Origin of the sequence: Spirosoma taeanense (assembly GCF_013127955.1) — a bacterium.
Lineage (GTDB): Bacteria > Bacteroidota > Bacteroidia > Cytophagales > Spirosomataceae > Spirosoma > Spirosoma taeanense.
This window is the reverse complement of the sequence record NZ_CP053435.1, coordinates 1,544,534-1,570,570: the sequence shown is the minus strand read 5'-3', so window position 1 is coordinate 1,570,570 and position 26,037 is coordinate 1,544,534. Positions and strand designations below refer to the sequence as shown.

Annotated in this window: 19 protein-coding genes; 8 read left to right on the top strand and 11 right to left on the bottom strand. The window is 52.4% G+C overall.

The window, feature by feature from the left end; genetic code table 11:
- Positions 1 to 231: 231 nt before the first annotated feature.
- Positions 232 to 738 (bottom strand): hypothetical protein, encoded by a 507-nt coding sequence (locus tag HNV11_RS06705; RefSeq protein ID WP_171738939.1) that lies wholly within the window; start codon positions 736 to 738, stop codon positions 232 to 234.
- Positions 739 to 1,928: 1,190 nt separating this feature from the next.
- On the opposite strand from HNV11_RS06705, the gene HNV11_RS06700 reads away from it, so the two are divergent.
- Positions 1,929 to 2,702 carry a hypothetical protein gene (locus tag HNV11_RS06700; protein WP_171738938.1) on the top strand — a complete coding sequence of 258 codons (774 nt, stop codon included), beginning with the start codon at positions 1,929 to 1,931 and terminating at the stop codon, positions 2,700 to 2,702.
- On the opposite strand, the gene HNV11_RS06695 is transcribed toward HNV11_RS06700, so the two are convergent.
- The 4 genes from HNV11_RS06695 to fbaA form a co-directional block, all read right to left on the bottom strand.
- On the bottom strand, positions 2,650 to 3,174 hold the full coding sequence (locus tag HNV11_RS06695; protein ID WP_171738937.1) for an MOSC domain-containing protein: 525 nt from the start codon (positions 3,172 to 3,174) through the stop codon (positions 2,650 to 2,652). The genes HNV11_RS06700 and HNV11_RS06695 overlap by 53 nt on opposite strands.
- Before the next feature lie 37 nt (positions 3,175 to 3,211).
- Positions 3,212 to 4,306: a glycoside hydrolase family 5 protein gene (locus HNV11_RS06690; RefSeq protein ID WP_171738936.1), complete on the bottom strand. Its 1,095-nt coding sequence runs from the start codon at positions 4,304 to 4,306 to the stop codon at positions 3,212 to 3,214.
- Positions 4,307 to 4,441: 135 nt separating this feature from the next.
- Positions 4,442 to 7,153, bottom strand: coding sequence for a DUF5686 and carboxypeptidase regulatory-like domain-containing protein (locus HNV11_RS06685; protein ID WP_171738935.1), 2,712 nt, complete (start codon positions 7,151 to 7,153; stop codon positions 4,442 to 4,444).
- A gap of 201 nt (positions 7,154 to 7,354) precedes the next feature.
- Positions 7,355 to 8,434, bottom strand: a complete 1,080-nt coding sequence (gene fbaA, locus HNV11_RS06680; protein WP_171738934.1) for a class II fructose-bisphosphate aldolase — start codon at positions 8,432 to 8,434, stop codon at positions 7,355 to 7,357.
- A 164-nt stretch (positions 8,435 to 8,598) separates the two neighbouring features.
- Between fbaA and HNV11_RS06675 the strand changes: the two genes are divergently transcribed.
- The 3 genes from HNV11_RS06675 (at position 8,599) to HNV11_RS06665 (ending at position 11,744) form a co-directional block, all read left to right on the top strand.
- Positions 8,599 to 9,210 (top strand): hypothetical protein, encoded by a 612-nt coding sequence (locus HNV11_RS06675; RefSeq protein ID WP_171738933.1) that lies wholly within the window; start codon positions 8,599 to 8,601, stop codon positions 9,208 to 9,210.
- 74 nt (positions 9,211 to 9,284) lie between these two features.
- Positions 9,285 to 10,094 carry a sugar phosphate isomerase/epimerase family protein gene (locus HNV11_RS06670; protein WP_240163809.1) on the top strand — a complete coding sequence of 270 codons (810 nt, stop codon included), beginning with the start codon at positions 9,285 to 9,287 and terminating at the stop codon, positions 10,092 to 10,094.
- A gap of 81 nt (positions 10,095 to 10,175) precedes the next feature.
- On the top strand, positions 10,176 to 11,744 hold the full coding sequence (locus HNV11_RS06665; RefSeq protein WP_171738932.1) for a hypothetical protein: 1,569 nt from the start codon (positions 10,176 to 10,178) through the stop codon (positions 11,742 to 11,744).
- Here HNV11_RS06665 and HNV11_RS06660 read toward each other — a convergent pair.
- From HNV11_RS06660 to HNV11_RS06650, 3 genes are all read right to left on the bottom strand, one after another.
- Positions 11,710 to 11,943, bottom strand: a complete 234-nt coding sequence (locus HNV11_RS06660) for a DUF2905 domain-containing protein (protein WP_171738931.1) — start codon at positions 11,941 to 11,943, stop codon at positions 11,710 to 11,712. The genes HNV11_RS06665 and HNV11_RS06660 overlap by 35 nt on opposite strands.
- A gap of 208 nt (positions 11,944 to 12,151) precedes the next feature.
- Positions 12,152 to 14,266 (bottom strand): RICIN domain-containing protein, encoded by a 2,115-nt coding sequence (locus HNV11_RS06655; RefSeq protein ID WP_171738930.1) that lies wholly within the window; start codon positions 14,264 to 14,266, stop codon positions 12,152 to 12,154.
- Between the two features lie 50 nt (positions 14,267 to 14,316).
- Entirely contained in the window at positions 14,317 to 15,771 is a 1,455-nt protein-coding gene (locus tag HNV11_RS06650) for a TIGR04463 family radical SAM/SPASM RiPP maturase (RefSeq protein ID WP_171738929.1), read from the bottom strand.
- 1,052 nt (positions 15,772 to 16,823) lie between these two features.
- On the opposite strand from HNV11_RS06650, the gene HNV11_RS06645 reads away from it, so the two are divergent.
- The 3 genes from HNV11_RS06645 (at position 16,824) to HNV11_RS06635 (ending at position 22,482) form a co-directional block, all read left to right on the top strand.
- Complete coding sequence (locus HNV11_RS06645; protein ID WP_171738928.1) at positions 16,824 to 18,893, top strand: DEAD/DEAH box helicase; 2,070 nt, start codon at positions 16,824 to 16,826, stop codon at positions 18,891 to 18,893.
- 243 nt (positions 18,894 to 19,136) lie between these two features.
- Entirely contained in the window at positions 19,137 to 20,948 is a 1,812-nt protein-coding gene (locus HNV11_RS06640; protein ID WP_171738927.1) for a tetratricopeptide repeat protein, read from the top strand.
- A gap of 10 nt (positions 20,949 to 20,958) precedes the next feature.
- Complete coding sequence (locus HNV11_RS06635; RefSeq protein WP_171738926.1) at positions 20,959 to 22,482, top strand: tetratricopeptide repeat protein; 1,524 nt, start codon at positions 20,959 to 20,961, stop codon at positions 22,480 to 22,482.
- Between the two features lie 7 nt (positions 22,483 to 22,489).
- Here HNV11_RS06635 and HNV11_RS06630 read toward each other — a convergent pair whose 3' ends face one another.
- The 3 genes from HNV11_RS06630 to apaG all read right to left on the bottom strand — a co-directional run bounded on the left by HNV11_RS06630 (position 22,490) and on the right by apaG (position 25,158).
- Positions 22,490 to 23,854 (bottom strand): monooxygenase, encoded by a 1,365-nt coding sequence (locus HNV11_RS06630; RefSeq protein WP_171738925.1) that lies wholly within the window; start codon positions 23,852 to 23,854, stop codon positions 22,490 to 22,492.
- Between the two features lie 57 nt (positions 23,855 to 23,911).
- Positions 23,912 to 24,691 carry an O-methyltransferase gene (locus tag HNV11_RS06625; protein ID WP_171738924.1) on the bottom strand — a complete coding sequence of 260 codons (780 nt, stop codon included), beginning with the start codon at positions 24,689 to 24,691 and terminating at the stop codon, positions 23,912 to 23,914.
- Between the two features lie 80 nt (positions 24,692 to 24,771).
- Positions 24,772 to 25,158, bottom strand: a complete 387-nt coding sequence (gene apaG, locus HNV11_RS06620; RefSeq protein WP_171738923.1) for a Co2+/Mg2+ efflux protein ApaG — start codon at positions 25,156 to 25,158, stop codon at positions 24,772 to 24,774.
- Positions 25,159 to 25,303: 145 nt separating this feature from the next.
- On the opposite strand from apaG, the gene ung reads away from it, so the two are divergent.
- Positions 25,304 to 25,969, top strand: a complete 666-nt coding sequence (ung, locus tag HNV11_RS06615; RefSeq protein WP_171738922.1) for a uracil-DNA glycosylase — start codon at positions 25,304 to 25,306, stop codon at positions 25,967 to 25,969.
- Positions 25,970 to 26,037: the final 68 nt, after the last annotated feature.

The following is a 26,037-nucleotide window of genomic DNA, read 5'->3' as shown; positions in this document are numbered from 1 at the left end:
AAGCTACCAGTGGGCTATCATCTAAAAACAATAAGTAGGATGTACGGGGTAACGGCGCGGCCGTTCCACCAGTGGCGTGTTCAGGGCATGGCCTTCTGAAGAAAGGCCGATGGCCGATAGCCGGATCGGGAGGTTGGCCGGGTTGTTTAGCACCAGAAAAGGGGACGATCTTCCCACAAAGGGGCTACTGATAGCTTTGCAAAGATAGGGCTAAGGGGTCGTTTGCTGGTCTCATGCGTTCTTGTGCGTGTCTGCGTAGGCGCAGTCAGCGGAGGTTGGGCTGCAAACCCGCTTTCGGGACGTGCATCCTGTCGACGGAAAACTACCCCTATTAAGCACTTCTAAAAAGCCGTTGCTTAAGTTTTGCCTTTCCAGTTCACTCAGTTTTTCCAGATAATCGATGCCTCTTTGAGTAATAGAGACTGAATAGGTTGGTGTTCCGCTTGGGTACCAAGAAAATGGGCGGCTCAATATGGATTCAAGTTCCGTTACTTCAATGTTCTTAACTTTTTGAGTTAAATCCGTACTTGTGAACTCTTCAAGAATTAATAACTCATCCAAGAGTAATTCCTTCAGTAAATCGTAGGCAATGGCATATTTTTCGGCAATGGTCAAGAACTCGAAGTTTACTTCTTGTACAAATTCCCACAAGCCATAGACCCCTTCATCAGCCGCAAATAGGAAGACTGACTTTTCGACTTGTTTGTCGATCAGGTTATAAAGTTTCTCTCCATTCATATTTCTCTGTCGCTCGAAAGCTGAAAATAGAATCATAAAAGCGTGCCTGCCGGGGCGTTCACGCTGTCAACCGAAGCTGCCCAACGAGCCAACAGCCTGCCTGTCGGGGCGGCTCCGCTGTCGCCGATAACCCGCCTTTGACGCCCATCTTATTCCTGCCACCCAACGACCGTGAGGGTGAAGCCGGGGAGCGTAGCGACAGCGGCTTACACCCTCACGATGTTGTACGAGCGTCGACCGGCTCGACCGACAGCTTGACTGTCCGTTTACACCCATCCAGTCCGGGGGATGGGCTGAAGCGGTTGGCCGTGCATTTTTGGGCTAGCTTGTCGGGAGCTTTGTAAGCGAGCTTCCCCGCGCCGACAAGCTAGCCCAAAAATAGGACAAAAGCAAGGGGAGGTAGGGAGCATCTCCGTACAACGACCGTGAGGGTGAAGCCGGGGAGCGTAGCGACAGCGGCTTACACCCTCACGATGTTGTACGAGCGTCGACCGGCTCGACCGACAGCTTGACTGTCCGTTTACACCCATCCAGTCCGGGGGATGGGCTGAAGCGGTTGGCCGTGCATTTTTGGGCTAGCTTGTCGGGAGCTTTGTAAGCGAGCTTCCCCGCGCCGACAAGCTAGCCCAAAAATAGGACAAAAGCAAGGGGAGGTAGGGAGCATCTCCGTACAACATAGTATTGTACGCGATTTCGCGGAACTATTCGCTTATGACCGATTGGCTATCAGCGGATTATAGTTCCGCATTTTATCGACTTCCAACAGAGTATTTTACGCATGAACGCTTAACACCGAAGCATAGATAGCTAAGACTTCATAGCTAAGCATACCAGTTCTACGAGCCTTTTTGGGAAGATCTCCTTAAGTAACCGCTCTAAGCACAATAATACCTAGTTGGAATATATATTGCAATTCAACGTCCCACGAAACGACGAACATTCTTTTTTTAGCTTACTCAACGAATCAGGTATACGCATGATGCCCACGTAAACAATTACCTGCTCAAACTATTTGTTATTACGATTAACTGCGTGAGTCCGCCTGTTCAGAGTGGTTTCGCGGGTGATGACTCAGGGGCTGACTTAACGTTTTTTAACGCCTGTTTCACGCGTTACTGGCCCGAATCCCGTAATTTTACTGGCAGTTAGCTGTGCCATATCGAAGCGGTGTGGCACAGGTCGTTCCCTCCATGCGCGCTGTTTTCGTCTATCTGCTGTTCCTCTTCATCGTCTTTGGCTGGTCGGGTCAGGCCCGGGCGCAGGGGAAGTACGTGGTCGGGACCGTAGTGGACCAGACGACGAAGCAGGGCGTTGACCGCGCTACGGTCATTAACCAGCGTACCCGCCAGCGCGCCCGCACCAACACCGCCGGGCGTTTCTTTATGACGGTACAGCCCGGCGACTCGCTCATTCTGACCAGCCAGCTCTTCAGCCGCACCGGCATCCGCTACGACGGCTCCGAGAACCCAACTATTACGGCCCGCGCCTTGCCGCCCATGCCCTACCGCGTCGTTGACCTCGCCGAGGTGACCGTTACGGCGAAACGCTACGAAGAGGTCAAGCGCGAGATTCAGCAGGTTCTCGACGAGCCGACGGCCTCCAAAAAGGTAAGCGGGGAACAGGCGTTCGACCGGCTGGCCGATGGCGCGGGCGTAACGCTGCTGTACGAGATGTTTGGAAAACGGCCTAAGTCGGACCGGAAGGCGTATTACATCATGCAGCAGGATCGGCGGCACGCGCTGGCGCTCGAACGCTTCCGGCTGCTGGTCGATCAGGCCACCGACCTCAAAGGCGACGATATTGACCGGTTTTTTGACTTCTGCGACCTGGACGATGAGTTTCTGCTTCGCGCATCGGATTATGACCTCATCAACACCATCCAGCAGCTACGGAACCGCTATCGGTACGGATTCAACCGGCCAAGTCGGCTTTCGGCCGATCCGGAACAGCCGAAGCAGCGCTAATAACCGTTACGCTGTCGCCCACCCGCACCGTTCCGCCCCGAACTACCTTTGCCGTTAGTCCTCCGTGTCCGCGCATGGCATTATAGCCGCCCGGCCCCAGCGCGGTTTCCATCTTCGAGCACGGATGGCACTGCCCTGTAATCTGTAAAACCACCTCGCCAATCTGAACGTGGTGATCTTTCAGGGCCAGCAGATTCAGTCCGGATATAACCAGATTACGTCGGAGCAGGGCCGGGTCCAGCGTATCGCGGTTCGTCAGAGCCGCTACCACGGGCAGATGCTCGGCCTGCATGAGCGTAACGTGCCGATTGCCGCTCTGCCCGCTATAATGATCGCCCAGCAGACCTTTCTTTTCGGAAACCTCGACGGATTGAACCACCTCGACCGGGCCCCGCCGTTCGGGACGTATGCCGATCCACTCGATCCGTCCCGGCCGGGGAAATACCTCAAACAGGTCTTTTATATTCTGCATACGCTCAGTGTCTTACGGCCTGCTATAGAAGTTGACGCTAATAGTTGCGCAGCAGGGCCAGCATCTTCGCGTCCAGCTTCATGCCGTTATAGTCTTCATACGTTACGTCAGCCCGGTCGCTGTTGAGGATGCCAAACGAGCCCCTGAAATTCCAGAGCGCCCAGCCCCAGCCCGCACTCTTCCAAAGTTTGAGCTGGTCCTCCATCCACCGAAGAGCAACGTCGTGGGGTGTTTTGTTAAAGCAGCCCCACTCCCCAACGTGTACGCCCACGCCCTGCTTTTGCAGCTTCTGCCAGGGCTCAATCTCTACCCGGCGCAGGGTATCGGCGTCCCACGTAGTGTTCATCCAGTTGGCAGGCCAGGTTGGCGGTGGCGCGTCCTTGAGCGCCGGCACCCACGACGCGCCGTAGTGGCTGACGTTCATCGGCAGGTAACCCCGCGTACTCTGGCCCAGTTTCAGATCGGCCAGATTAGGAACCGGATGGTTACCATATTGCAGCCCATCGGCAATGATAAGCCGGTCAGGGTCAACTGAGCGAATCCCTTCGACCAGAGCCGTAACGACCCGGACGTAACTGGCTTCGTCGGTGTTTGGCTCATTAATCAGGTCAAACGACACCTCGCGGTTAGGGCGGCCTTTATACCGTTCGGCCAGGTGCTTCCAGTGAAAAACGGCGGCTTCCAGCGCCCGCTCATCCGTCCACAGATTCAGCGGCTCGGCGGGCGGGTTTACGCAGTAGCCCGGAATCCGGTGCAGATTCAGGTTAACGTGGATTTTGTGCTGTTTGCCAAAGTCAACGGCCTGGTCAACTTCTTTCAACACCCGCTCGTCGAGTTCGGTCCAGTGCGCCGGATCGGGCGTGGCCCAGCAGTGGTACGACATCGGCAGACGCACAAAATTGAATCCCCAGTTAGCAATCCATTCGAAATCGCGCTCCTGATACGGTCCCGCCGGTTCGGGGCCGGTTTTGCCCGCCACAAATTTTTCGAGCAGGTTGAATCCCCGCCAGCGTGGCAGCTTCCCCGGCTTTGGATCAGGCAGCGGCTTTACGTTCCCGGCGATGGCCGGTGTGAGTTGGCTTAGCCCGGCAGCGGCCGTAAGCGAGGTTTGCAGGAACAGACGACGGCGCATGGGGCAACGGGGGCTTACTTCAGAAGCAGTTAATTGAACAGGGAACCATCAGGCCAACTCTCCGAGGCTTTTGTTCAAAACGCCGTTACGTCCCCAAAGTTTTATTTCTGAGCCAGGTCGTTTTGTCTGAACGACTTATCGCCCAAACCTGAGCGTTGTTCCAATCCGGAAACCCAGCCCTTTATACTGCGCATCCTGCCACTGCGAAATCACCTCGACCCGGAAGAACGGTAGCACCTGCGGAATCAGGCCGTCCAGACCATACCCCAGCTCGGTATAGTTTCGGGAAGTCGGCGTGGCGAGGTAATGCACAAACAGATTCTCTTTCAGCCCGATCAGCCGGACGAGCGTAAACTGGGTGATCACAAACTTCCGGAATTCGGCCAGGACATGCCCTTCAGCAAACCGCTTGCCGGTACTGTACTGATAATACGGCAGCAGGCGGAAGCTCGACACGACGTCGCCCTGCTGGAAGAAAAACTGATTGCCCGCAAAGTGCCTGAAGTCGGGGAAATACAGTTTTCGGTCGTTCAGAAACGCCCCGGCGCTAAGCTGGTAGTTCAATCGGCTGCGGATGCCCGTTTCGAACGAGTGACTGAGCGTTGCCTGGGCAAAATCATAATCGACATCGCCCATGCCTTTCCGGTAGTTGAGCGTCAGCAGCGGAGCGTCGTTGTCGCGCCGGGCAATGCGCCGACCGTTGCGGATAACGTACTGGGTTGCGCCTATTTTAGCCGCAGCCGTCAGGTTCAGCGTAATGGCCTGATGCGTTGGAAAGCCGGTGCTGGCGATTTCGGCGTTTTCCAGGCGGTTGGGTAGATAAGCGCGGTTACGCCAGTCTATCCATGGCCGGATGTCTTCTCTGTAGTTACTCAACTCGTTCCGCTGCGCTACTTCCAGCCCACCCGTCAGCGTCAGCCGCTCCCGGAAGGGGGATGCGCTGACCGTCAGATTCATAAAATCTTTCTGGTAGAGCCTGGCAAAATTCTGCTCGAACAACAGCGTCGTCAGCGAATTCAGGAACGGGCTGATGGGGTTGTCGGGGTTGAACTGGTACAGATACCGTCCGCCCGACAGCGCCAGCCGGGTTTGTTTGTGCTGGTAGCTGGCCAGACCGTAACCAACCAGTTGTTTCCGGCCAAACTGATATCGCCCCGTACCGCCGAAGTTCCACTCGCTGAGCGTAATCTGCCGGTACCGACTGATCGAGTCTACTCGCGGCCGATAGCGCAGGTTCAGCGCCCCCTCGGCCGTATAGCCTTCAACGGTATTGTACTCAACCCGCGAGATCGGACTGGTGTAGATCAAGGAGCTATGTTTGTTCAGCCGCCACGTATAGCCGCTCAGCAGTTGCCCCGGCGAAAACTTGTTCGGTGATTTTTTGCGTTGTGTACTATCGCGTCGGGTCGTGTCGTTGGGCGCTTTAATCTCGCGGATCAGGCCCAGACTGTCGGCCTTGCGGTAGCTTTTCACCTCGGCAGTCGTGAGCGGCACCGACCGCAGCGAATCCCAGAAGACGTTCGAACGCCGACGCGCCAGGGAGTCAACCACCAGCGAATCGTCGCGCATGACCGTTACGTCTTCCTTGCGGTTCTTGCGCGCCTGTTTCTCCTGCTTTTCGTATTCCCTGACGAGCTGACGCAGATTTTTGGTCGAGAACTCTTTCTGTTTTTTCACCAGTTCATCGAGTTCTTGCCCTTTGATGTCGCTTTTGGATAGCGTCTGCGCGGGTGGACCTTTCTTCTCATCGGCAACTTCAATGTCTTCCACAAACGCCGGGTTCACCACAAACTCGCTGAAGGTCAAACTGCGTACATACTGCCCGGTTGCCTTCACGCCCAGGTACGAGCCGCTGCCATTGTAGCGCTGATTGGTCGGCATCCAGACGCCCTGAATCGGGCTGCATACGTGCCGGACAGTAAAGGACACGCCGATGTTATTGACCGTTTCCAGTTGCAGACTGTGAATGGCCCAGGTGTTTTCAATGATGAAAATCGTCCCCCGGAATACGCCCTCGCCGTACTGCCGCGGAATCACCTGAATCTTACTGACCTCCACGCTTTTGCCATCCGGGCCGGGTTCGCGGTAGGTGCCTTTGTACTCGAATTTATAGTAAGCAAACGCCTTCGGCGACAGGGGCGACACAGCCCCCGCAATGGTCGGGTTGTAGAAGCTGGCGTTATAAAACTGGTTCGGACTTAGAAAATCACCCTGCGAATTACGGTTGGCAATAATCCGCTGGCGGTACGTATTGGGCTGGCTGAAGGTTACTTCGGCCACCGTTTCGTTCAGCACCGGCACGCCCACCTTAAAATTGAAATCCCGTTCGGCTTCTTTCAGCTGTTTGCGAAACGCCATCTCGGCCAGATTCGGCAGATCGAGCACCGTAAACGACGATTTGGTATAGACCCGCGCCCTGAACCGCTGCACCTGCAACTGGTGAAACCGGCTCTTGGCAATAGCCCGGCGCATGATGGTGTAAGCCGGGTCTTCGTTGCCCGCTTTGGTTTGTACCTCGGCCAGTCGATACGCCTGCTCCTGCATCGTTACGTCGAGGGTTACGTAACCGCTGCTTATCTCGACCTGCTTCTGCACCGACTGAAACCCCAGAAACTGAAACACGATTTCGTAACGTCCCGGTTGCAGCCCGATTTCGTAACGTCCTTCGGCATTGGTGATCGTGCCGGTGGTTCGGGTAGCCGGAGCGGGCCCTTTAACCACGACGGCCGCATAGGGCAGCGCGTCGCCCTGTGCCGTTCTGACCAGTCCGCGCAGGCCGGTCGTTCCGGTTTGCGCGTGGGCAGCTATGTATAGAAGCGTGAAAAGAACCAGCAGAAAAGGCTTCATCAATTAGTGGGTTGGCTTCATTGTTTGAATCTAACAAACTAACGAAAACAGGGGCTCGTTTCAGTTGCTACCAATCGGCTTTACCGTAGGCAAGATGCATGGAAGTCGGGTAGCGTTGGTTCGGAGCCCTGTTAAAAACTCATAAAAAAAGTGCCGGGCTAGAAAACCCGGCACTTCAGATTCGCCATCGGCCTACGCTCGTTACGCCAGGCGGTTGATGCAGTTCAGATCTTCGAACGCAATTTTCAGGCGCTGCACCATGCTTTCTTCGCCTTTACGCAGCCACACGCGTGGATCGTAGTATTTCTTGTTCGGCGAATCCGGCCCTTCGGGGTTGCCGAGCTGCGATTGCAGATACGCTTCTTTCGACTTGTAGTAGTTCAGAATGCCTTCCCACATAGCCCACTGCATATCCGTGTCGAGGTTCATTTTCACGGCGCCATAGCGGATAGCTTCGCGGATTTCCTCGCGGCTCGAACCCGACCCGCCGTGGAAGACGAAGTTTACCGGCAATGGGCCCGTACCGAACTTCTCCTGAATATACTCCTGGGAGTTGTTCAGGATAATCGGCGACAGCTTTACGTTGCCCGGCTTATAAACGCCGTGTACGTTACCGAAGGCTGCCGCAATGGTAAAGTTTGGCGAGATTTTGCTCAGCTCTTCGTAGGCGTAAGCCACTTCCGAAGGCTGGGTGTAGAGTTTGCTGTCGTCTACGTCGGAGTTGTCAACGCCGTCTTCTTCACCGCCCGTTACGCCCAGTTCGATTTCGAGCGTCATGCCAATTTTGGCCATCCGTTCGAAATACTTCGCGCAGATTTCAATGTTTTCTTCCAGCGGCTCTTCCGACAGATCGAGCATGTGCGACGAAAACAGGGGTTTGCCCGTCTGGTCGAAATGCTTCTCGCCCGCATCAAGCAGACCATCGATCCACGGCAGAAGCTTCTTGGCGCAGTGGTCGGTATGCAGAATCACGGGTACGCCATACAGTCCGGCTACGTGATGAACGTGCAGCGCGCCCGAAATAGACCCGGCAATGGCCGCCTGCTGCTTATCGTTGGAGAGACTTTTGCCAGCGTAGAAAATGCCGCCCCCGTTCGAGAACTGGATGATAACCGGCGAGTTTACTGTTTTAGCCGTTTCGAGTACAGCATTAACAGAGTCCGTACCGACAACATTGACGGCAGGAAGGGCATAATCATTTTCGTTGGCGTGGCGAAAAATTTCGCTGACACCTTCGCCGGTCACAACACCAGGCGCAAAACGGGTGGCTACTTCGCTCATGATTGGGCTATTTTTTGGATTGGTTGAAGAAATAGTTTGCCTAAATAGAGACTGGCAGGACTATCTGTCATTCAGGAGCAAAGTTGAGCATATTGTAAAAAAAATACTAATTCCGCCCAACGCTTTGAGCAACAATGCAGTTTCATATAGAAAACATTCTCGTTATGAAAACAGCAAAATTAGTACTCATTTGTCTGATGATCTCGGCGGGATTGTGGGACTGCCGGGACTCGAATAACCCAACTCCTCAGTCGAACGAAATGGATTACCAAATCTATAAAGCGATTGTTGATATGGATTGCATAAACCCACCGGCCCGACAAAACAACCTGCTGCTGGTTGATTATCACACAACAAAGCCACTGGTTGACGACTGGGCGGTCATCCTTCGGCGCGGCAAGTCGGATAGTGTCACGACTGATCCGGCCTGGCAGCAGTTTGTCGGTAAGATCGACTCTACCCAGTTCACGGTTCATCCATTATCGGAACCCATTCCGACAGACTGTCATCAATTACGTATGCTGACGCAGGAACAGTCGGAGTATTATTTTGGTCCCCGGTCAACCCGGAGCCTGCAGGACATCAAGAATGATTTCCCCAACTTCGACGCGGTCCTGTATTTCTCCTCGGTTGTTTACTCGGCCGATCAGACCAAGGCTGTCTGTTATCGATCGCGGGTGTGTGGTGGTCTGTGCGGCACGGGTGATCTGTTTCTGTTGAAGCGGTATCCAACGGGGTGGCGGGTTGTCAATATGGTTATGCTGTGGATAGCCTAAGAAAAAGCGGCTGAGGTTTCGCGGTATGGTTTTTTCTGCAAACTTTGGACGAATAACCTAAGCCTTTTCTGCCCGTGAAAACCCTCTTTTTCTGCCCGCTCTGGGGCATGGAAAATCTGTCGTATGCCGAAGCTGCCAGACGCGTTAAATCGGCAGGCTACGACGGGATGGAAATTGCCGCCGGCCCCGACAAACGCAAGGAAGCCGTTCAGGTAACCCGCGATAATGGCCTTGATCTTGTTCTGATGGCGTTTAGCGGGGGCAGCGACTTTGCGGACCATAAAAAGCGTTTCCGCGACGACCTGCTGGACATTGCCGCCCATAAACCCCTGTTTATCAATGCGCATACGGGTAAGGACTTTTTCACGTTTGAACAGAATGCCGAGCTGATTCAGACGGCGCTGGATGTGCAGAAGCAGACGGGCGTTCGTATTCTGCACGAAACGCACCGGGGACGCTTTTCCTACAGCGCCCCGGCTATCCAAAATTACCTGCTCAGACTGCCCGAACTGCGCCTGACGGCCGATTACTCGCACTGGGTTAACGTAGCGGAATCTTATCTTGACGATCAGGCGGAGAATGTTAGCCGGGCTATTGCCATCAGCGACCACGTTCACTGCCGGGTTGGTCAACCCGAAGCTCCGCAGGTATCGGACCCCCGCGCCCCGGAGTGGAAAGAGGCCCTCGAAACGCACGCCAGATGGTGGGATGCTATCCGCACCCGACTCCAGCGCGCCAATGCCTTTGCGATGACCATTACCTGCGAGTTTGGCCCCGCACCGGGCTATCTGCCAACGTTGCCCTACACCCAGCAGCCCGTCGTTAGCCAGTGGGACGTAAACGTATTTATGAAAGATTATCTGAAAAAACGCTGGCAGGTATAAAGTTCTTCTGAAATAAGGAGTTATCAGGCCCCGTACATTTCGCTTTCTGGATTGGCTAAAAGGCCGTATATTTGATAAGGTATGCTTCGTTTTCTGTTCATCGTCGGTCTGCTCACGCTGAGCCTTCTGGCCCGCCCGGCCCGGGCGCAGCTGGCTCAGTCCATGCGCATCGAGATTCCGTCTGACCCTAACGAAGCTGAATCGTTCGACGTAACCCCCCTTGGCGATCGGGGCGTTCTGATGACGATCCGAACGGGCAGCGTATACGATAATACACCTATCCGGTATCAGTTCCAGAAATTCAATACCAACCTGAAGCCACTCTGGCGAACAGAGTTCAGGCAGGATATTAAGTTCCGGCCCGTGCTGTCCTACGACACGGATCAATACGCTTATCATCTGTTTCGGGCGTACGACACCAACCGGTTTCAGTTTCTGCGCCTGCACCTCGAAGACGGCCATATCGAAACGTTCGAAGGATCATTGATTGAGCAATTCGACGTGCAGCACTTCAAAATTATGGGTAGTCAGGCATACATTGGCGGCTATCACCACAGCCGCCCCGTTGTTCTGGCGTTCTCGTTCTTTGATCAGTCGGTTAAAGTGCTGCCGGGCATGTATGTCAACCGGATGGAGCTGAGCAGTCTGGAAATTGATGAGGCCCGACAGGAAGTTAACGTGCTGGTTCATTCGTCCCGACGGCGTTGTACGTTCTCTATCCGCACGTATAACTACGACAGCAAACTCCTGCGCACTATTAATTTCGACGGTGCTGAAAACAGTCTGATTTCGGGTAAATTGCTGCCAGTCAATGAGCAGGAATCGCTCCTGGTTGGCAATTACTCCACCGATTGTACGCCTTATTCACAGGGCATTTACGTAACCCGCATCCGCCACAACGAACCAGCTGATGTGGCCGACGAAGCTGCGGTAAACGGGATTCAGTACATTGAATTCTCGCAGCTGCAGAACTTCTTTAACTACCTCAAGCCGCATCGCCAGCAAAAACTCCTGGCGCGGGCTATGAAAAAGAAAGAAGAGGGCAAAGATTATAAGTTCCGGTACCGGCTGCTGGTTCATGACCTTCAGCCAACCCCCGACGGTCTGACGCTGGTCGCCGAAGTGTATTACCCACAATATCGGGGCGCTGCCTTAGCCTATGGCGGCTACCTGCGCGGGGCCGACCGGTACGAAGGCTTCCGCTATACTCATGCCTTTATCTGCGGGTTTGACCGGCAGGGGCAGCTGCTGTGGGATAACTGCCTGCCCATTAAAGAGCTGCTTAGCCCAGATCTGACCGAGATGGTTCAGGTGTCGCAGCAGGGAAATCGGATGGTTCTCGCCTACCCCAACGATGGAGAAATAACAACGGAGGTCATTCAGGGCAGTAAGGTGCTGAAAGAAACCGAAAAGTTTAAGCTCCAAACCAATGCTGAAAACGAAAAAGTGACGTTTTCAGCGCAGGACAACCTGATGGCCTGGTATGACCGGCATTTTCTGGCCTGCGGCTTTCAGAAGATAGCCCCTTCCAAAAACTACGCCAACCAGCGCGAAGTCTTCTATCTGAATAAGCTGACCTACAACGAGGACGCGAAAACGGCTACGCCCGCCAGTGCTACGACCCGAAAAAGCGCCGGATCAGAACGATAAGCAAATTCAGCACAAGGCTGATGACAATGCAGGTCACAATGGGGAAATAGAAGCCGCCCCCATTTTTGCCTTCTATACGAATATCGCCCGGTAACCGGCCCAGCCAGCCGAGTCTATCACCGAAAAAAAAGATAATTCCACCAATCAGCAGCAGGGCCGCTCCAATCAGGATGATGTATTTGCCAATCGTCGGGTTCATAATCTGTTAGTCCAATCCCATTCTACTATTCGCCACTACGGAAGTGGCCTGGATGACAAATAGACCGTTCCGCATTTCAGATAAAATAAAACCCGGTAAAAATACGCTTGCGCTGCCATTTCCATGGCAGCGCAAGCGTATGGTTGTGGCACGTGGAGAAGGCCCCATGCTGGTGTGCATTTTGGCTCCGCTTTTCACAAAGCCTGATCTAAAAGAAGGGAATAATAGGTATGATATCAATGGCACAGGCGTCGGCCACACAGGCATCAATAGCACAGAGGTTGATAGCACAGGCGTTTGCCAGGCAGACATCAACCAACCCTACATCAATTATACTAGCTTCTGACGCACACACATCCACTACGTTTGCCTCCGCAACGGCCACATCCACACTACAGGCGTTCGCTAATTCGGCACCCACTATAGCGGCTGCGGCTCCACAGGCATCTGCACCACAGGCAGCCGCGCCACAGGCAGCCGCTCCGCAGGCAGCCGCTCCGCAAGCGGCTGCCCCACAGGCGTCGGCTCCGCACACCCCCACTCCCCCAGCCGCCACGCCACTAATGGTCATTGCAGCGGCATCGGCACCGCAGGCCCCAATCGCCGATGCCGCTGCCCCACACACCGCTATGGCCGCAAAATCAGCCCCGCAGATGGCTAGCCCAGACGCAGCTACCCCACACGTGGCAAGACCGCCGGCAGCCGCACCACAGGCAGCCGCGCCACAGGCGTCGGCACCACAGGCATCAGCACCGCAGGCATCAGCTCCGCAAGCCTCCGCCCCACAGATACCAGACTCAACAGAATTAGGAACATGGTGCTGGGTTTTGGGCGAAGTAGAACGGTCAAATTCTTTTGTTCGGATCGCGAATTTGGCGGTTGCGCCAATGGCCCCATTATTGAGCAGAACGACATTGTCTGTTTTGGGGTCGCCTGCCAGATACCCATCGTTGTACGTTTTAAGTGAAATAGTGTCACCGGGCGAAACAAAATTATTGTGCATGCAATCGCCACTCTTGATCAGCACAAATTTTGCAGCTTCCGTTAACTGACTATTGTCCGCCTTAAAGGAGTTGTTGGCAGAAACTTCAACGTAGTGCCCATTCTTATCGGTTAAACTGACAACATCGCCGAAACTGACATAGTCTTTGTTTTTGGTACTCCCCGACCGGACGAGCGTAAACTGTTCTGACTCGATAATGCCATCGCTAATAGTACCACTGATTGCCAGCCCGCCACCCGCCGTATCTAACAGGCACTTGTTCCTGAATGAGTTCGTAAGGATTACTTTCTCCCCGAATTTAATGGCCTCCGGCGGCATGAAAACGCCAATCGCCTTAACCACAATACTGGAGGCCATATCATTTAATATAACCCTTAAATCGGGATGATCCTCCGTAAATACCTTAAACTCACCCTTATAATGGGCATCCTTGTATAGGGTAACGATCAGCCCCTGCGGCACCTTGATCGAACTGATATGGTCATTGCCAACCACAAGATCAGGGATGTTGTACCGGCCAACGCCGATTTTCTGAGAAATTCCCGTATAGTTTGGATCCCGATAGACCGTTGCTACGGGTTCTATGAGAATGCTTGACGCTACGTCATTAAAATTCAACTGAACAAGATCCGGCGTATCCTGTGTAAGCACTTGCTTATCTCCGCGAAAGTTGGCGTCTTTAAATAACGTTACCCGCAGGTCTTCCGGCACCCGTACCGAACTAATTTTATCATGCCCGAAAATCAATGTGGCCGTATCGTAAGAGCCAATTCCTACTTTTTGTTCATTACTGCCGTAATTAATATCCTCATATAGGGTTGCATACGATGAGAAGCCTTTATCTTTTTTATAGTCTGAAGCGGTCATAATGCTCCATTGCTGTGTACTCGCGCCGGTCGATGTCTGCTGGACAATGTCATCACTACCTGCTTTTACGCTCACTACCTTATTTGAATTTTGATTCAATAGCCGGTACCGGTCATTTTTCAACAACTGCACCTTAAAATTCTGGTCGAGTCCGGAATGGTCAGGCCAAAAAATCACCAGCGAATTTTCAGCTGTCGAACCAAAGTCAATTGACATCGGGTTATTGGTCTCTACGTTAACGATTTCCAGATAACCGTCCGCACCCGCCTTGAATTTCCAAAGCTGAAGGCTGGATTCATTCCATTCCTGCTGAATTACTTTATTCTTAATACCACCTACTGTTGCGGTCAATACTTTCGTGCTGTCGGCAGAAGCGATTACGTACTGTTTGTTGGGATTCAGGCCTGGTGCGTTGACCGATCCGGCTATCGTAGGAAGGACAAGATATTTCATACCTGTTCATGCTTGGTTTTAGGAGGTGAATTAGCAATCGAAGCACGTAATCAGGCCGGTTGATACAGGGCTTTCATAGCACTGGGCAGGTCGTTGCCGCCCGCGTCCAGAACTGTTGTACACAGTTCGTTGGGGTCAGTCTGTATATCGGCCGGGTCATAATCTTCGGCCGTTATGAAGCCCATTTTTTCAGCCCGGTGTACGAGCCGTTCCTTGATGTTATATTTCCAGCTTGGACAGGGCAAAACGGCGGCTTCTCCCCGCGTGTCAGTATGATGGATGAATTTATACGCACATGAGCCGGTGCAATTCGGAAGAATCTTACAGTTCCGGCAGGTTTGGTTGGTAAAGGGAGTCCATCTGAGCCACTCCAGTACTCGTTCGTCTTCATTTAGAGCCTCTACGTCGAAAATAGTCCCTACTTTTTGTTTGGGGAACGACACCGTATCCCAGCATTTGTGCAGATCGCCGTTTGGGGTAATCACCAGTCCTTTGGGTCTTACTGCGGAGCAGATACCCCGAAAGCGGGGCGGATAGGGTAGCGCTGTCAGGCCGACCTCATACCCATGTTGATAAAGTTCGGTTTCCAACTGCCCATACCGCAGTTTCCCCATGGTTACATCGGCAATGCTATGGCAACCCGTCGTAATGGCCTCAACCGGGGCGAAATACATTTTCAGGTTTTTCTTTCCGGCCAGCCCGTCCTGCTCCATGTCGTCAATCAATTTATGGATGTCGTTGCGGTTGCGTTCGTCGATGTTGACCCGTACACTCACCGAAAGGGGCACTTCGTCAATCCAGGTCTTCACATTGTCAATAATTGCCCGGTAGGTTCCTTTTCCTGATAACAGGACCCGTCGTACATCATGGTGTTCGGCCGGGCCGTCAAGCGTTATCTGTACTCCACCAACCCGACGGGTATGCAGCGATAAGGCAACGTCGCGGGTGAGCTGATAACCATTCGTAACGATCATGGCATCGTACTTAATCCCTCGCTGCGCACAGAGTTCGATGAAGCGATCTGACAGTGCCTCAATGATTTTAAGCCGAACGAGTGGTTCGCCCCCATACCAGGCTACGTGTAGATGCCTGATATTCGGGGCCGCCCGTTCAACAAGGGCTACAATGGCATCCTGAACCTCCCTACTCATCGTATCTTTGGCTTTGTCAATTCCCTGAAAGCAGTAATCGCAGCCAAAATTACAGGCAAGGGTGGGCGCGATAGTCAGGATCATCGTGTTGGGATCGAACCGATGCGCTTTGTACTGTTGCTCAAGATGGGTTAACTCGTCAACCTGTTCCCGCCGGATAAACCCTCCTAGTTCCATCTGCTTTACCTCTTGGTCGGTAGCATCCAGATACCTTCCTTCTTCGATGGTCTCAAACAGGGCCATATCCTGCTTGTCCAGGATGGCAAAAGCACCGCTAAGCGAGTTATACATCAGCGTATTGGTGCTCTTTAACGGAATACGGATACAGTACCGGGACTGGAAGTATTTTATCATTGACTAGCGGATTTAGGGTATGCAGCGAAATTGAGTAAGGCAATGCTGAGGGGAACATTATATTCAGCAACATATGGCTGATGGTGTCTTCCAGGATGAGCTGGTATTTCGAAGCCGTGCAATTCTTACATAGTTACGTTCCCAGGAGAACCGCGGACGCTAAAGTAAGAGTGAAGTGAATCCGGCGCGTGGCGGTTAGTATCGGCTCTAGTCAAATCCAGATAGTGCCCGCTGCTTTTGCAGCAACCATTTTTTCGTACAGTAAGCCCATCATCAGCCGAGCTTTGGCATAAGTATTCCATGTGGTAAGCTGATTACGCGCTCCCAGCTTCTTCAGCAAGTTGCCGGCTGTAACGACTACCCTGTATCAGGTAAAGCGCATGTTCCAGGGGAATCAAGATAAACAGAATACTCAATTCAGCAGTCAAAGTAATCACCAAGCACAAATAGAATAAGTATATTTTTTAAGCGGAATGTTCAATTTTACAATACTTAGCCAGGATAGGCTCACAAATTGACCATCAGCCCGAAAGTGCCTCCCGTTCAGTCTGGCTGCTCTTGAGAAAAACGTATGCGTTCAAAACAGCTATTGGACTGCTAACTCCTCTCGCGGCTCATTGGGCCATCGGTCTCGGTCAGTGCCGACGGTACTAAAACTGGCTAAAGGTCTCTTCCCAAATAAATACAATTAAAATTAGGTTCTGCTTGCTTTTTAAAACTATTATTCTTAGTTTTGCACCAGATTTTACAAGCGACATCCGTCGCGTCTCTGTTTTTCTCCTTTTTACACGCTGAGTTAGGTCTGACAGAGCCAAGGTACGGATGTACAGGATGGGTTTTCTGTGTGGACGCTCCCGGGTGGAGCACTTGCGCGTGGGCTAGTCGTCAATCTTCGTTGTCTCCCTGTAGGGTGGTCCGGGTCGTTGGATCGGTTGGTGGTCCTTGTTGGGTCGTTGGGCAATCGTTTGTTGGGCAATTCTCGCAGTATCGCGCCGTTCACCGGCACACACTCGTCTTCGCTTGGAGGGTTAATCCATATATTTTCCAAGTTAATGAAAACGAAAAAAACTAAAACCGATGGTCAGGACGACGTTCTGACGATGGAAAACGCAGCTACGGAAGTTTCGACCGTGGACACAATCGACACCGAAGCCCCCGTCGCCAATACCGAAGTAGCGCAGGCCGTTGACGAAGTCATTACGGTTGACGACGCTCCCGCAGCTTCTGCTCCGCAGGAAACCACGCCTGATCAGCCCAAGACCGATCCCAATCAGATTCTGTTCTCCAGTCTGGATATTTCGGACGAACTGCTGCAGGCCGTAACCGACATGGGCTTCATTAGCCCGTCGCCGATTCAGGCCGAAGCGATTCCGCCAATTCTGGCCGGTCGTGATGTTATCGGTCAGGCCCAGACAGGAACGGGTAAAACGGCTGCCTTTGGTATTCCGGCGCTCGAATTGGTGGATGTGCAGGATCGCTCGGTGCAGACGCTGATTCTTTGCCCCACGCGGGAGCTGGCCCTGCAGGTAGCGGAAGAGATTAAGAAGCTGTCGAAATATAAGCGGGGTGTTCGGGTAGAAGCCATCTACGGCGGTGACTCGATTGAGCGCCAGATCCGGTCGCTGCGCAACGGTGTCCATATCGTTATCGGTACGCCCGGTCGCGTCATGGACCATATGGAGCGTAATACGCTGAAGCTCGACAACGTGAAGATGATGATTCTTGACGAAGCCGACGAAATGCTCGATATGGGCTTCCGTGAAGACATCGAAAGCATTCTGGCGGAAATGCCCGAAGAGCGGCAGACGATCCTGTTCTCGGCGACGATGTCGAAGCCGATCATGCAGATCACCCAGAAGTTCCAGAAAGATCCCGTCCTGGTGAAGGTGGTTAAGAAAGAGCTGACCAACACCAACATCGAGCAGGTCTATTTTGAGGTAAAACCCAAGGCGAAAGTCGAGGTAATGTGCCGCCTGATCGACATGTACGACCTGAAACTGCTGCTGGTATTCTGTAATACGAAACGTAAGGTTGACGAGATCGTCGAAGACCTGCAGATTCGGGGTTATCAGGCTGAGGGTCTGCACGGCGACCTGCGGCAGGCACAGCGGAATAACGTGATGAGCAAGTTTCGCTCGGGTACGACCAGCATTCTGGTAGCAACCGACGTAGCCGCCCGCGGTATTGACGTGGACGATGTCGATGCGGTTATCAACTTCGATATCCCACTCGACGAAGAATATTACGTACACCGCATTGGCCGGACGGGCCGGGCCGGCAAATCGGGCCGGGCGTTCTCGATGGTTGGCCGCGATGAGAAATACCGGTTCCGCGAAATTCAGTCCTACACCAAAGTAAAGGTTGAAAAAGGCGTAATTCCGTCTTTCGAAGATATCGTTGGTGTCCGCAAGGCTCGCTTTATCGAGCAGTTGCAGCAGACCATTCAGGAAAGCAAAGACCTGAACTTATATGAAGACCTGCTGACACAGCTTCATCATACCGGCTTTTCGACCGAGCAGGTAGTAGCCGCACTGGTGAAGCGCAGCATGGGTCTGGAGAAAAACGAATTTGCCGATCAGAACCTGGGTCTGGAAGACGACCGTCGGCGCGATGATCGCCGGGGTAACGACCGATTTGGCGACCGCAGCGAGCGTGGAGGTCGGTTTGAGGATCGCCGGGGTGGTTCGCGCTTTGGCGACCGTGACGATCGGGGTGGCAGCCGTTTCGGCGACCGCCCCCGGTTCAACGACCGCAACGAGCGGCCGTCTTTCGGTAGCCGCGATGACCGCGGAGGCCGGTTTGAGGATCGCCGGGGTGCTGGCCGTGATGGCGACCGGAAGCCGTATGCTGATCGTGACGAACAGCGGGCTCCACGCGAACGCGAAGCCAACATGACCCGCCTGATGGTGACCATCGGACGTAAGGATTACGTTCGGCCGGGCGACATCGTCGGCGCAATTGCAGGCGAAGCCAACATTCCGGGCAATAGCATCGGCAGCATCGACATTTTCGACAAGTTCACCTACGTGGACGTTCCGAAGGACGTTGCTAACCGGGTTGTTGACGCCATGGAAGGCAACACCATCAAAGGCCGCCGGGTGAATATCGAAATTGCACGGTAAACTTCAATCAACGAGTATGTTCATAGTCAATAATCGCTGATCATAAACTCGTTTATATAATAAAAAACCACCCGTCGGGTGGTTTTTTGTTTTGGAGTACTTGTATTTAGGCTTTGATATAACCGTTAACTCAAAGGATGAATCTGCATGAATACTTATAGGTAAACTTATTTAATTTAGTTATACGAGACATTTTTTACAGGCCTACCATTTTGCCCCTTACCTTTCTTTAACCATACATTTATGTCTACTGCTAAAGATTTGCTTACCAAAGCTAATCAGCTTTATGAATCTAAGAGATACGCAGAAGCCCGGGTCGAGTTTGATACTATTATTGGGCAGGAGCCATTAAATCGGGATGCTTGGCTTGGCAAGGGTAATACTTATTTTCAAGAGGGAGACTATGAAAAGGCACTGCAGGTCTTTGAAGAAACAGACAAAACTTTCCCTAACGATGCTCTAGTATTACTATCCATAGCAGGTTGCCTGATTCAGCTCGACAAGGAAAACGAAGCGCAGGTCTATATTCAGCAGGCCGACACGTTACCGGTCGTGCTCGAACTGAAAAAGTTCGATGAATTTATAGCCAGTGAGAAGCCAGATGAAGCTCTTGGAGTTATAGAAACCTATCTTAGTAAGAATCCGGGTTTGAATACCTTCAAGGTCCTTGACATTGCCCAGCATCTGTATAATCAGGCAAGTAAGCTGATAAATGATAAACCTAATCTAGCAGAACAATTACTTAGTAAAGCAACCCAACTCAATCCCCATCATGCCGAAAGTTACGCAGATTGGGGGTACGTACTGCATCGTCTGAAAAGGCCGGAAGAATCACTGGAGAAATACAAGCTGAGCCTAACAAAGTCACCATCGCCCGATTTGGCCGAACGGGTTTTGTACTGGATTGGTGGAGATACGTTACGCTCCCATCAGGACGTAATCGATTTTCTGGTTGCGCAGCCCAATCTGATTGCTCCTTTCAAAAGAGAAAAGATGATCGGCGATATGGCGTTTCAGCTTGCCCGGTACGAACAGGCCGAAGAAGCCTACAAACGAGCCCAATTGCTCGATCCGACGGATGCCTTTGTCATCAAAGCGCAGGCCGATACCTATCTGCACAGGAAACAAGAAAAACAGGCCCGGCAACTTTACCGACAGGCCATCGACGTTGCCCGACAACAAGTCGATGAATTGCGTGATAAACCACAAGTCCCTCACTCCGATAGCGATTCCTTAAACGCTATTCAGACTGGCCAGACAGACCCAATCAAGGCGGTTAACCAAACGCTGGGAAGGCTTCACTATGAAATTGGAAATTCAATTTTACGGCAGGATACCGATTTAGAGGAAGTATGGACGCACTGGCAGGAAACACTCCAGCTTACCCCTGGTTCAGACAATGCCCGATCAATAGCCGATGAGTTTTACAATCTAGGCCAATGGGACAAAGCACAGCGGGCTTACACCGCTTATAGCTGGGCTATGCCGCAGCCTTTTATGGACGCGGACGTGCTCATAAACCTAGGATTATGTCATTATTACCTGTTCCACTATGCTGAAGCCAGAAGTAGGTTTACCGAAGCGGCCCGGATTGAATCTGAGTATCAATACCTTGCCCATTATTACCTCGGCTATACGTATATAGATGAGCGCCTGTTCGATCTGGCCGAGTCAAACTTCCACACCGCTTTTCGACTAAAGCCGGACGAATACTTCGTCATTGAAAGCTTAATACTGTGCTATTCTGCCCTGCGTAAAAAAGAAGATGCACTGGCAGTTAGCCAGAAAGCGTACGCCCGGTACGCCGGTGTGGGAGAAGATGAATCAGGTAAAAAACTCCGCACCGCTGAAATTGACTATCTGACGGGCAATATCTACCTAGATTTTAAAGAGTTGGACGAAGCGATGAGACTTTACCGAGCAGCGCTCGAAAAAGACCCGCAGCATGCCTACGCCCGGCACAATCTGGCGCACGTGCTCGAGAAGAAAGGCCGTTATGCGCTCGCCCGAGCCGAATGGAACGAGGCTAAGATGAACTACCAGAATCAGCTTTAACCTGCCAGCCATGATAACGAATAATTATGTTCCCAATGATTTCAGAGCGTATCTGGGGAGTATTTTGTTTTCAGTAGACTATGATTTCGGCGCTGCCGAAACTCATCTGACCGAATCCCTGTCCCGAAACCCAAGCAGCGCACTTTTCATCCTGCTTCTTTGCCAGTTGTATCAGAAACAGATCGAATATAATACGTCGGCGAATGGCGATACAATGAACGAGGAAAGTAAGCTGGGCAATTACGCTCAGCAAGGCATCGAACTCCTCGCCAAAAAACCCCGTTCGAGCTGGAACGACGGCGATTACCGATACCAAGGCGAGTTTCAGAGTTTTTTGTCACGTCTGGAGGAAGCCAAACTATCCTTTCAGAAAGCCATCCAGCTAAACCCCGATCTGGTTGAGGGCCGCACGGGCCTTGGGATTGTGTACCAGAAATTAAAAAAATGGAATGATGCACTGATAGCTTTTGAACAGGCGCGCCGACTGGATCCGAATGACCTGAATACCCGGGCTAGCATGGCCGAAATGCTCATTGAACTCGACCAGTTCAACCCGGCCGAGGAGCACCTCGCATTTATTCGGCGCATAACCGACGAAACCCACCTCGACGCGCTCATCTTGTCGGGAAGACTCTACGCCCGGCTGGGCGACAAAGCGCATGAAAATGAGGACGCTGTTGAAGCCGAAGGTCGATATAGGGCAGCCGTCGAGTTTTTGGATAAAGCTTTAAGAGCTGAAACCTACGGAAATTACTCCCGAAAAATTACGCCGACCGAAAGCCATACCGTCAGATACCTTAACGGCTATTGTCAGATAAAACAAATACAGGCCCGTGAGAAGAAAGGCAATCTGGTGCAACGTTACCAATTTGCGCAGGAGTCCCAGAGATATATTGATAAGGCTCTAGTTCATTTTAAGAAAATCACAGAATCGAAATATGCTCACAATGGGTTTGAAGCTAGGCAAGCCGTTAATCAGTTGAATCAGTACCGAAAACAAACATCGCCTGTTCGGGAGATCAGCACCCGAGGTCTGAAAGGTACGTTGGTTGTGATGATGGCCGCTTTTATTCTTATAGCGACCCAAATCGTTTTCTTTTTCCGGGAAACGAGCTTTGTCAGAGCAATAACCCAGCCCAATGTCGCATGCTATATTCAGCCCAGCCGAATTCAACCACTGCTGAAACTGGATTCGGCGGGGGATGTCAAGCTAACCCGTTTTGCGCGTTTGTCTTTCAATCATCCGGATTCGTTGATTGCCCGATGGGAGCAATTAATGGGAGAAAACGTTCGCATTGAACGAGCCTGGATTGAAAATGCAGATCAGAAGCCCGAACGACTCTTAACCGAAGGGTTTTATGGCCTCATAACTTTCGCGTCGCTTCTTTTCATCATTGCCGGGCTGGTTCTGCCTGAATTAACTAAGCTAAAAGTCGGCAGCATTGAATTAGAGAAGACTAGGCTGGAAACCATCACTACCACCCCCAGCCTGAACGTATCTAGCGGAGCAAGCGCCACCCGTTCGTTAAAGTAAGAACGGTTTACTCTTCGTAGTAATAACCGAAAATGATTCCCATCTCGTCCTCGCTCGTCAGGCCAAAGTTGACGGTTTTATTGGTCGTGTTGTTATACGTAATCTCCGAGGTCAGCCCCTCTCCTTTCTGGAGCGTAATCGGTGTTTTGAATGTAACGATATCGGGATGTTCCCAGTCGGTGGAGGTATAAACAATTTCGCCGTTGCGGGAGCCGCCGTTAATTTTGATGACAAACTTTTCGCCCAGTTTATGCATGTGCGACGTCAGCGTCAGAATCTGGCGTGGTTTGCTGAACGTAAACGACTTGGTCAGCGTCACGCGGCCGTTAGGCGGTATGTTCAGATTGGTATTGCCCAAATCCAGCGTCTGAATGATTCGCTGCACCTTGGATTTATCGACCGTGTACAGGTTAATCAGAGCCTCGCCCTTCATCACCGTAGTGGTTTTGTTGACGTAATGCGAATTTAGATCCAGCGACGAACCGGCGGGTAAGAGCAGGGCCGCTCCTTCGGGAAAGGTGTAATCCATATACTGAGCCTGCGAACCCGCCAGATACACATGGTTCGACATGCTGAGAGCCGTTGCCAGATTGAGCGAATTATCGGTATTGCGCAGATCGCGGACGTCATTGAGGTTAGGCAGTACGTTCCGGTTGCGGAAGTCGTAGGCCACAAAGTGATGGCTGCCGCTACGCATCTTGATCTCGTACCGATTCACGTAAATATCCTGCGTATTCCCGACCATTTTACGTACGAACAGTTCGCGTTCGAAATTCGGCTGAATATCAAACGGGGCAATGCTCATCTGCACACCTGCTCCGGCTGCCGGTACGGGCAGCGGTTCAAACGGAGCAATCGTCACGGTTTCATCGTCCAGCAGCTTCGCATCGGCTACACTGCCGGTTTTGGGGGCCCCGGCGTCGATCCACCGACGCACAAACTCGATCTTCCCATCCGACAAGGGCGTTCCGCCCAATGGCATGGTATTACCGTATTGTTTGCCGCTATGATGACTGGCGTACACGCTCAGCTTGTGATACAGCAGGCTCTCCAGGGATGCAAATGCCTTAACCCGTTTGAGCCCATCGGCTTTAGCTGCGCTGTTTTTCGAGTCAACGCCCACTAGATTCTGATAGGCTACGCCCTCGGCAAGTACTAACCCATGTTGTAGGAAAGCCGGGTCTTGTTCAGACGCATGACAACCCGATGTTGCGCAGGTAGGCGTCAGGATTTTCTGCTGAATCAGATCAAAGGAGGCTAATCCGGTTGGGTCTACCGGCTCTGTAGGCGCTTTCTGGCAGGCGAGCAGATTCAGCAACAGGGCCAACACGCCCATGCTTAGCCCTAACCGGGTATAAGTCAAGACATTCATGAAGCCAATCGTTAATGAGGAGCTTGCAGAAAGGTAACGAAATCGCCGGTATTTTCTTTAGAACCGCAGCACAAAATCCTGCTTCGGCTGCTCCTTGCGGGTAAACACCAGCCCCACCCAGAACAAATCTACCGTTACGCTGACGGCCGGATGCCGTTTGATGTAGGCCCACGCCTGCTCCATCTCATCGGACCAGTGGATATCATCGAAGACAAATAGGGTATCGTTATGACTGTTCGACAGACAGATCTCGAAATACCGAACGGTAGGTTCGTAGCGGTGATTGGCGTCGAAAAAAACGAAATCTATTGGTTTAAGCCTTGCCACGCGGGAAGCCAGCGTTTCGTCCAGATTACCGACAACAATCTCGACGTTTGGCGTCCCCAGCCGGTCGAAATTCTGGCGGGCAACGGCGGCCGTCTGCGGGCAGCCTTCAAACGTAAGCACCTGCCCATGCTGCGGCCGGGCAGCTTCGGCCAGATAAGCCGTAGTCAGGCCCAAAGATGTACCCAGATCAACAATTACGTTCGCTTTTGCGTGTCGGATAAGCCGGAACAGCAATCGCCCGAAACGCGCTGGCTTCTGCGAATGGCAGGCAATGTCGCCGATCGTCCGTTGTCTTGCCCCGTTTACTTTTGAGCCTGCGCCGAAATCCGTGATCGCGATCGTCTCGCGGCTACGACATAGTTCGTTACGCAACGCCCGAAAGGACGTAAAGGCCGGTTCGCGCCGATTATCGGGGCGGATACTGGTTGTGTACAGCGAAAACAGGAAAGGCGAATGCAGCGAGTGTTCGTCGCGGGCGCGACTCAGGTAACGAAGGTAAGCGAGAATCAATGTATAAGGCGTTGTAAAGTAGCCGCTGAAGCTTGGCGGTTCTTCGCAAAATTAGCAGTCTGCTCCGTTTGTCCAGCGAATCAGTTTAGCCGGTACGGCACCACCATGGTAAATTCCGGAATGCTGACGCGAACCGTTTTTCCATCAATGATGCGCTCAACCAGGTAGGTGCCCACCATCTTACCCATGCTGGATCGGAGGTTGCAGCCCGACACGTATTCGTGCACTTCGCCCGGCTCCAGCACGGGCTGAAGACCGACTACGCCTTCACCTTCGACCTCCCGAACAGTTCCGTTGGAGTCGAAGATCAGCCAATGCCGCCGAAGCAACTGAATCGTGTAGTCGCTGGCATTTTCAATTGTGATCCGGTAGGTGAAGACGTAATGCGCCTGCAGCGGACTGGAGTAGTCCGACTGGTATTCGGTCTTCACGCTAACTTTTACGCCCTCTGTAACTGACGAAACCATAAATTTAGTGTCGTTTGGCAACCTTACAACGAAAATTAGGTTGATTAGTTTTGTTACGCAAGACCCACCTTCAAAAAATATTTTTCGGAGGTGGTTTTCGGTATTTGTAGGCTATAATGCCCATCGACCCGTATCAGTTCCCCATATGAAAGTTTCTATCGCCGAATCCTGGCAGAGCCGGTTACAGTCCGAATTTGACAAGCCTTATTTCCGGCAACTCGCCGAATTTCTTCGCCAGGAGTACAGCACCCAACGGGTCTACCCGCCCGGAAAACTCATTTTTAACGCTTTCAATCAATGCAGCTTTGAAGAAGCCCGGGTGGTTATTCTGGGGCAGGACCCTTACCACGGTGAAGGACAGGCCAACGGGCTCGCCTTCTCAGTAGCCGATGGAGTTACCAAGCCGCCGTCCCTGGTCAATATTTTCAAGGAAATTCAGGATGATCTGGGCAAACCGGTCCCAAAATCGGGGAATCTGGAACGCTGGGCCAAACAGGGGGTTATGCTGCTCAACGCTACCCTTACGGTGCGGGCGGGGCAGGCCGGGTCGCATCAGGGCAAAGGCTGGGAAACCTTTACGGATGCGGTTATCAAGCTGATTTCGGACGAAAAACAGAACGTTGTCTTTATGCTCTGGGGCGCTTACGCTCAGAAGAAGGGAGCCGTCATTGACAGCAGGAAGCACCTGGTACTCAAATCCAAACATCCTTCGCCAATGGCTGCGCAATGGGGTGGCTGGTTTGGCAACAAGCATTTCAGCCAGGCCAACGAGTACCTCGAAAGCCATGGTCTGAAGCCGATTGACTGGTAATAAGTAAAAGGCGCCTGGCCGGGGAAGTGCTACTTTTCACGGCCCGGCGCCTTTTACGTTACGCTTTG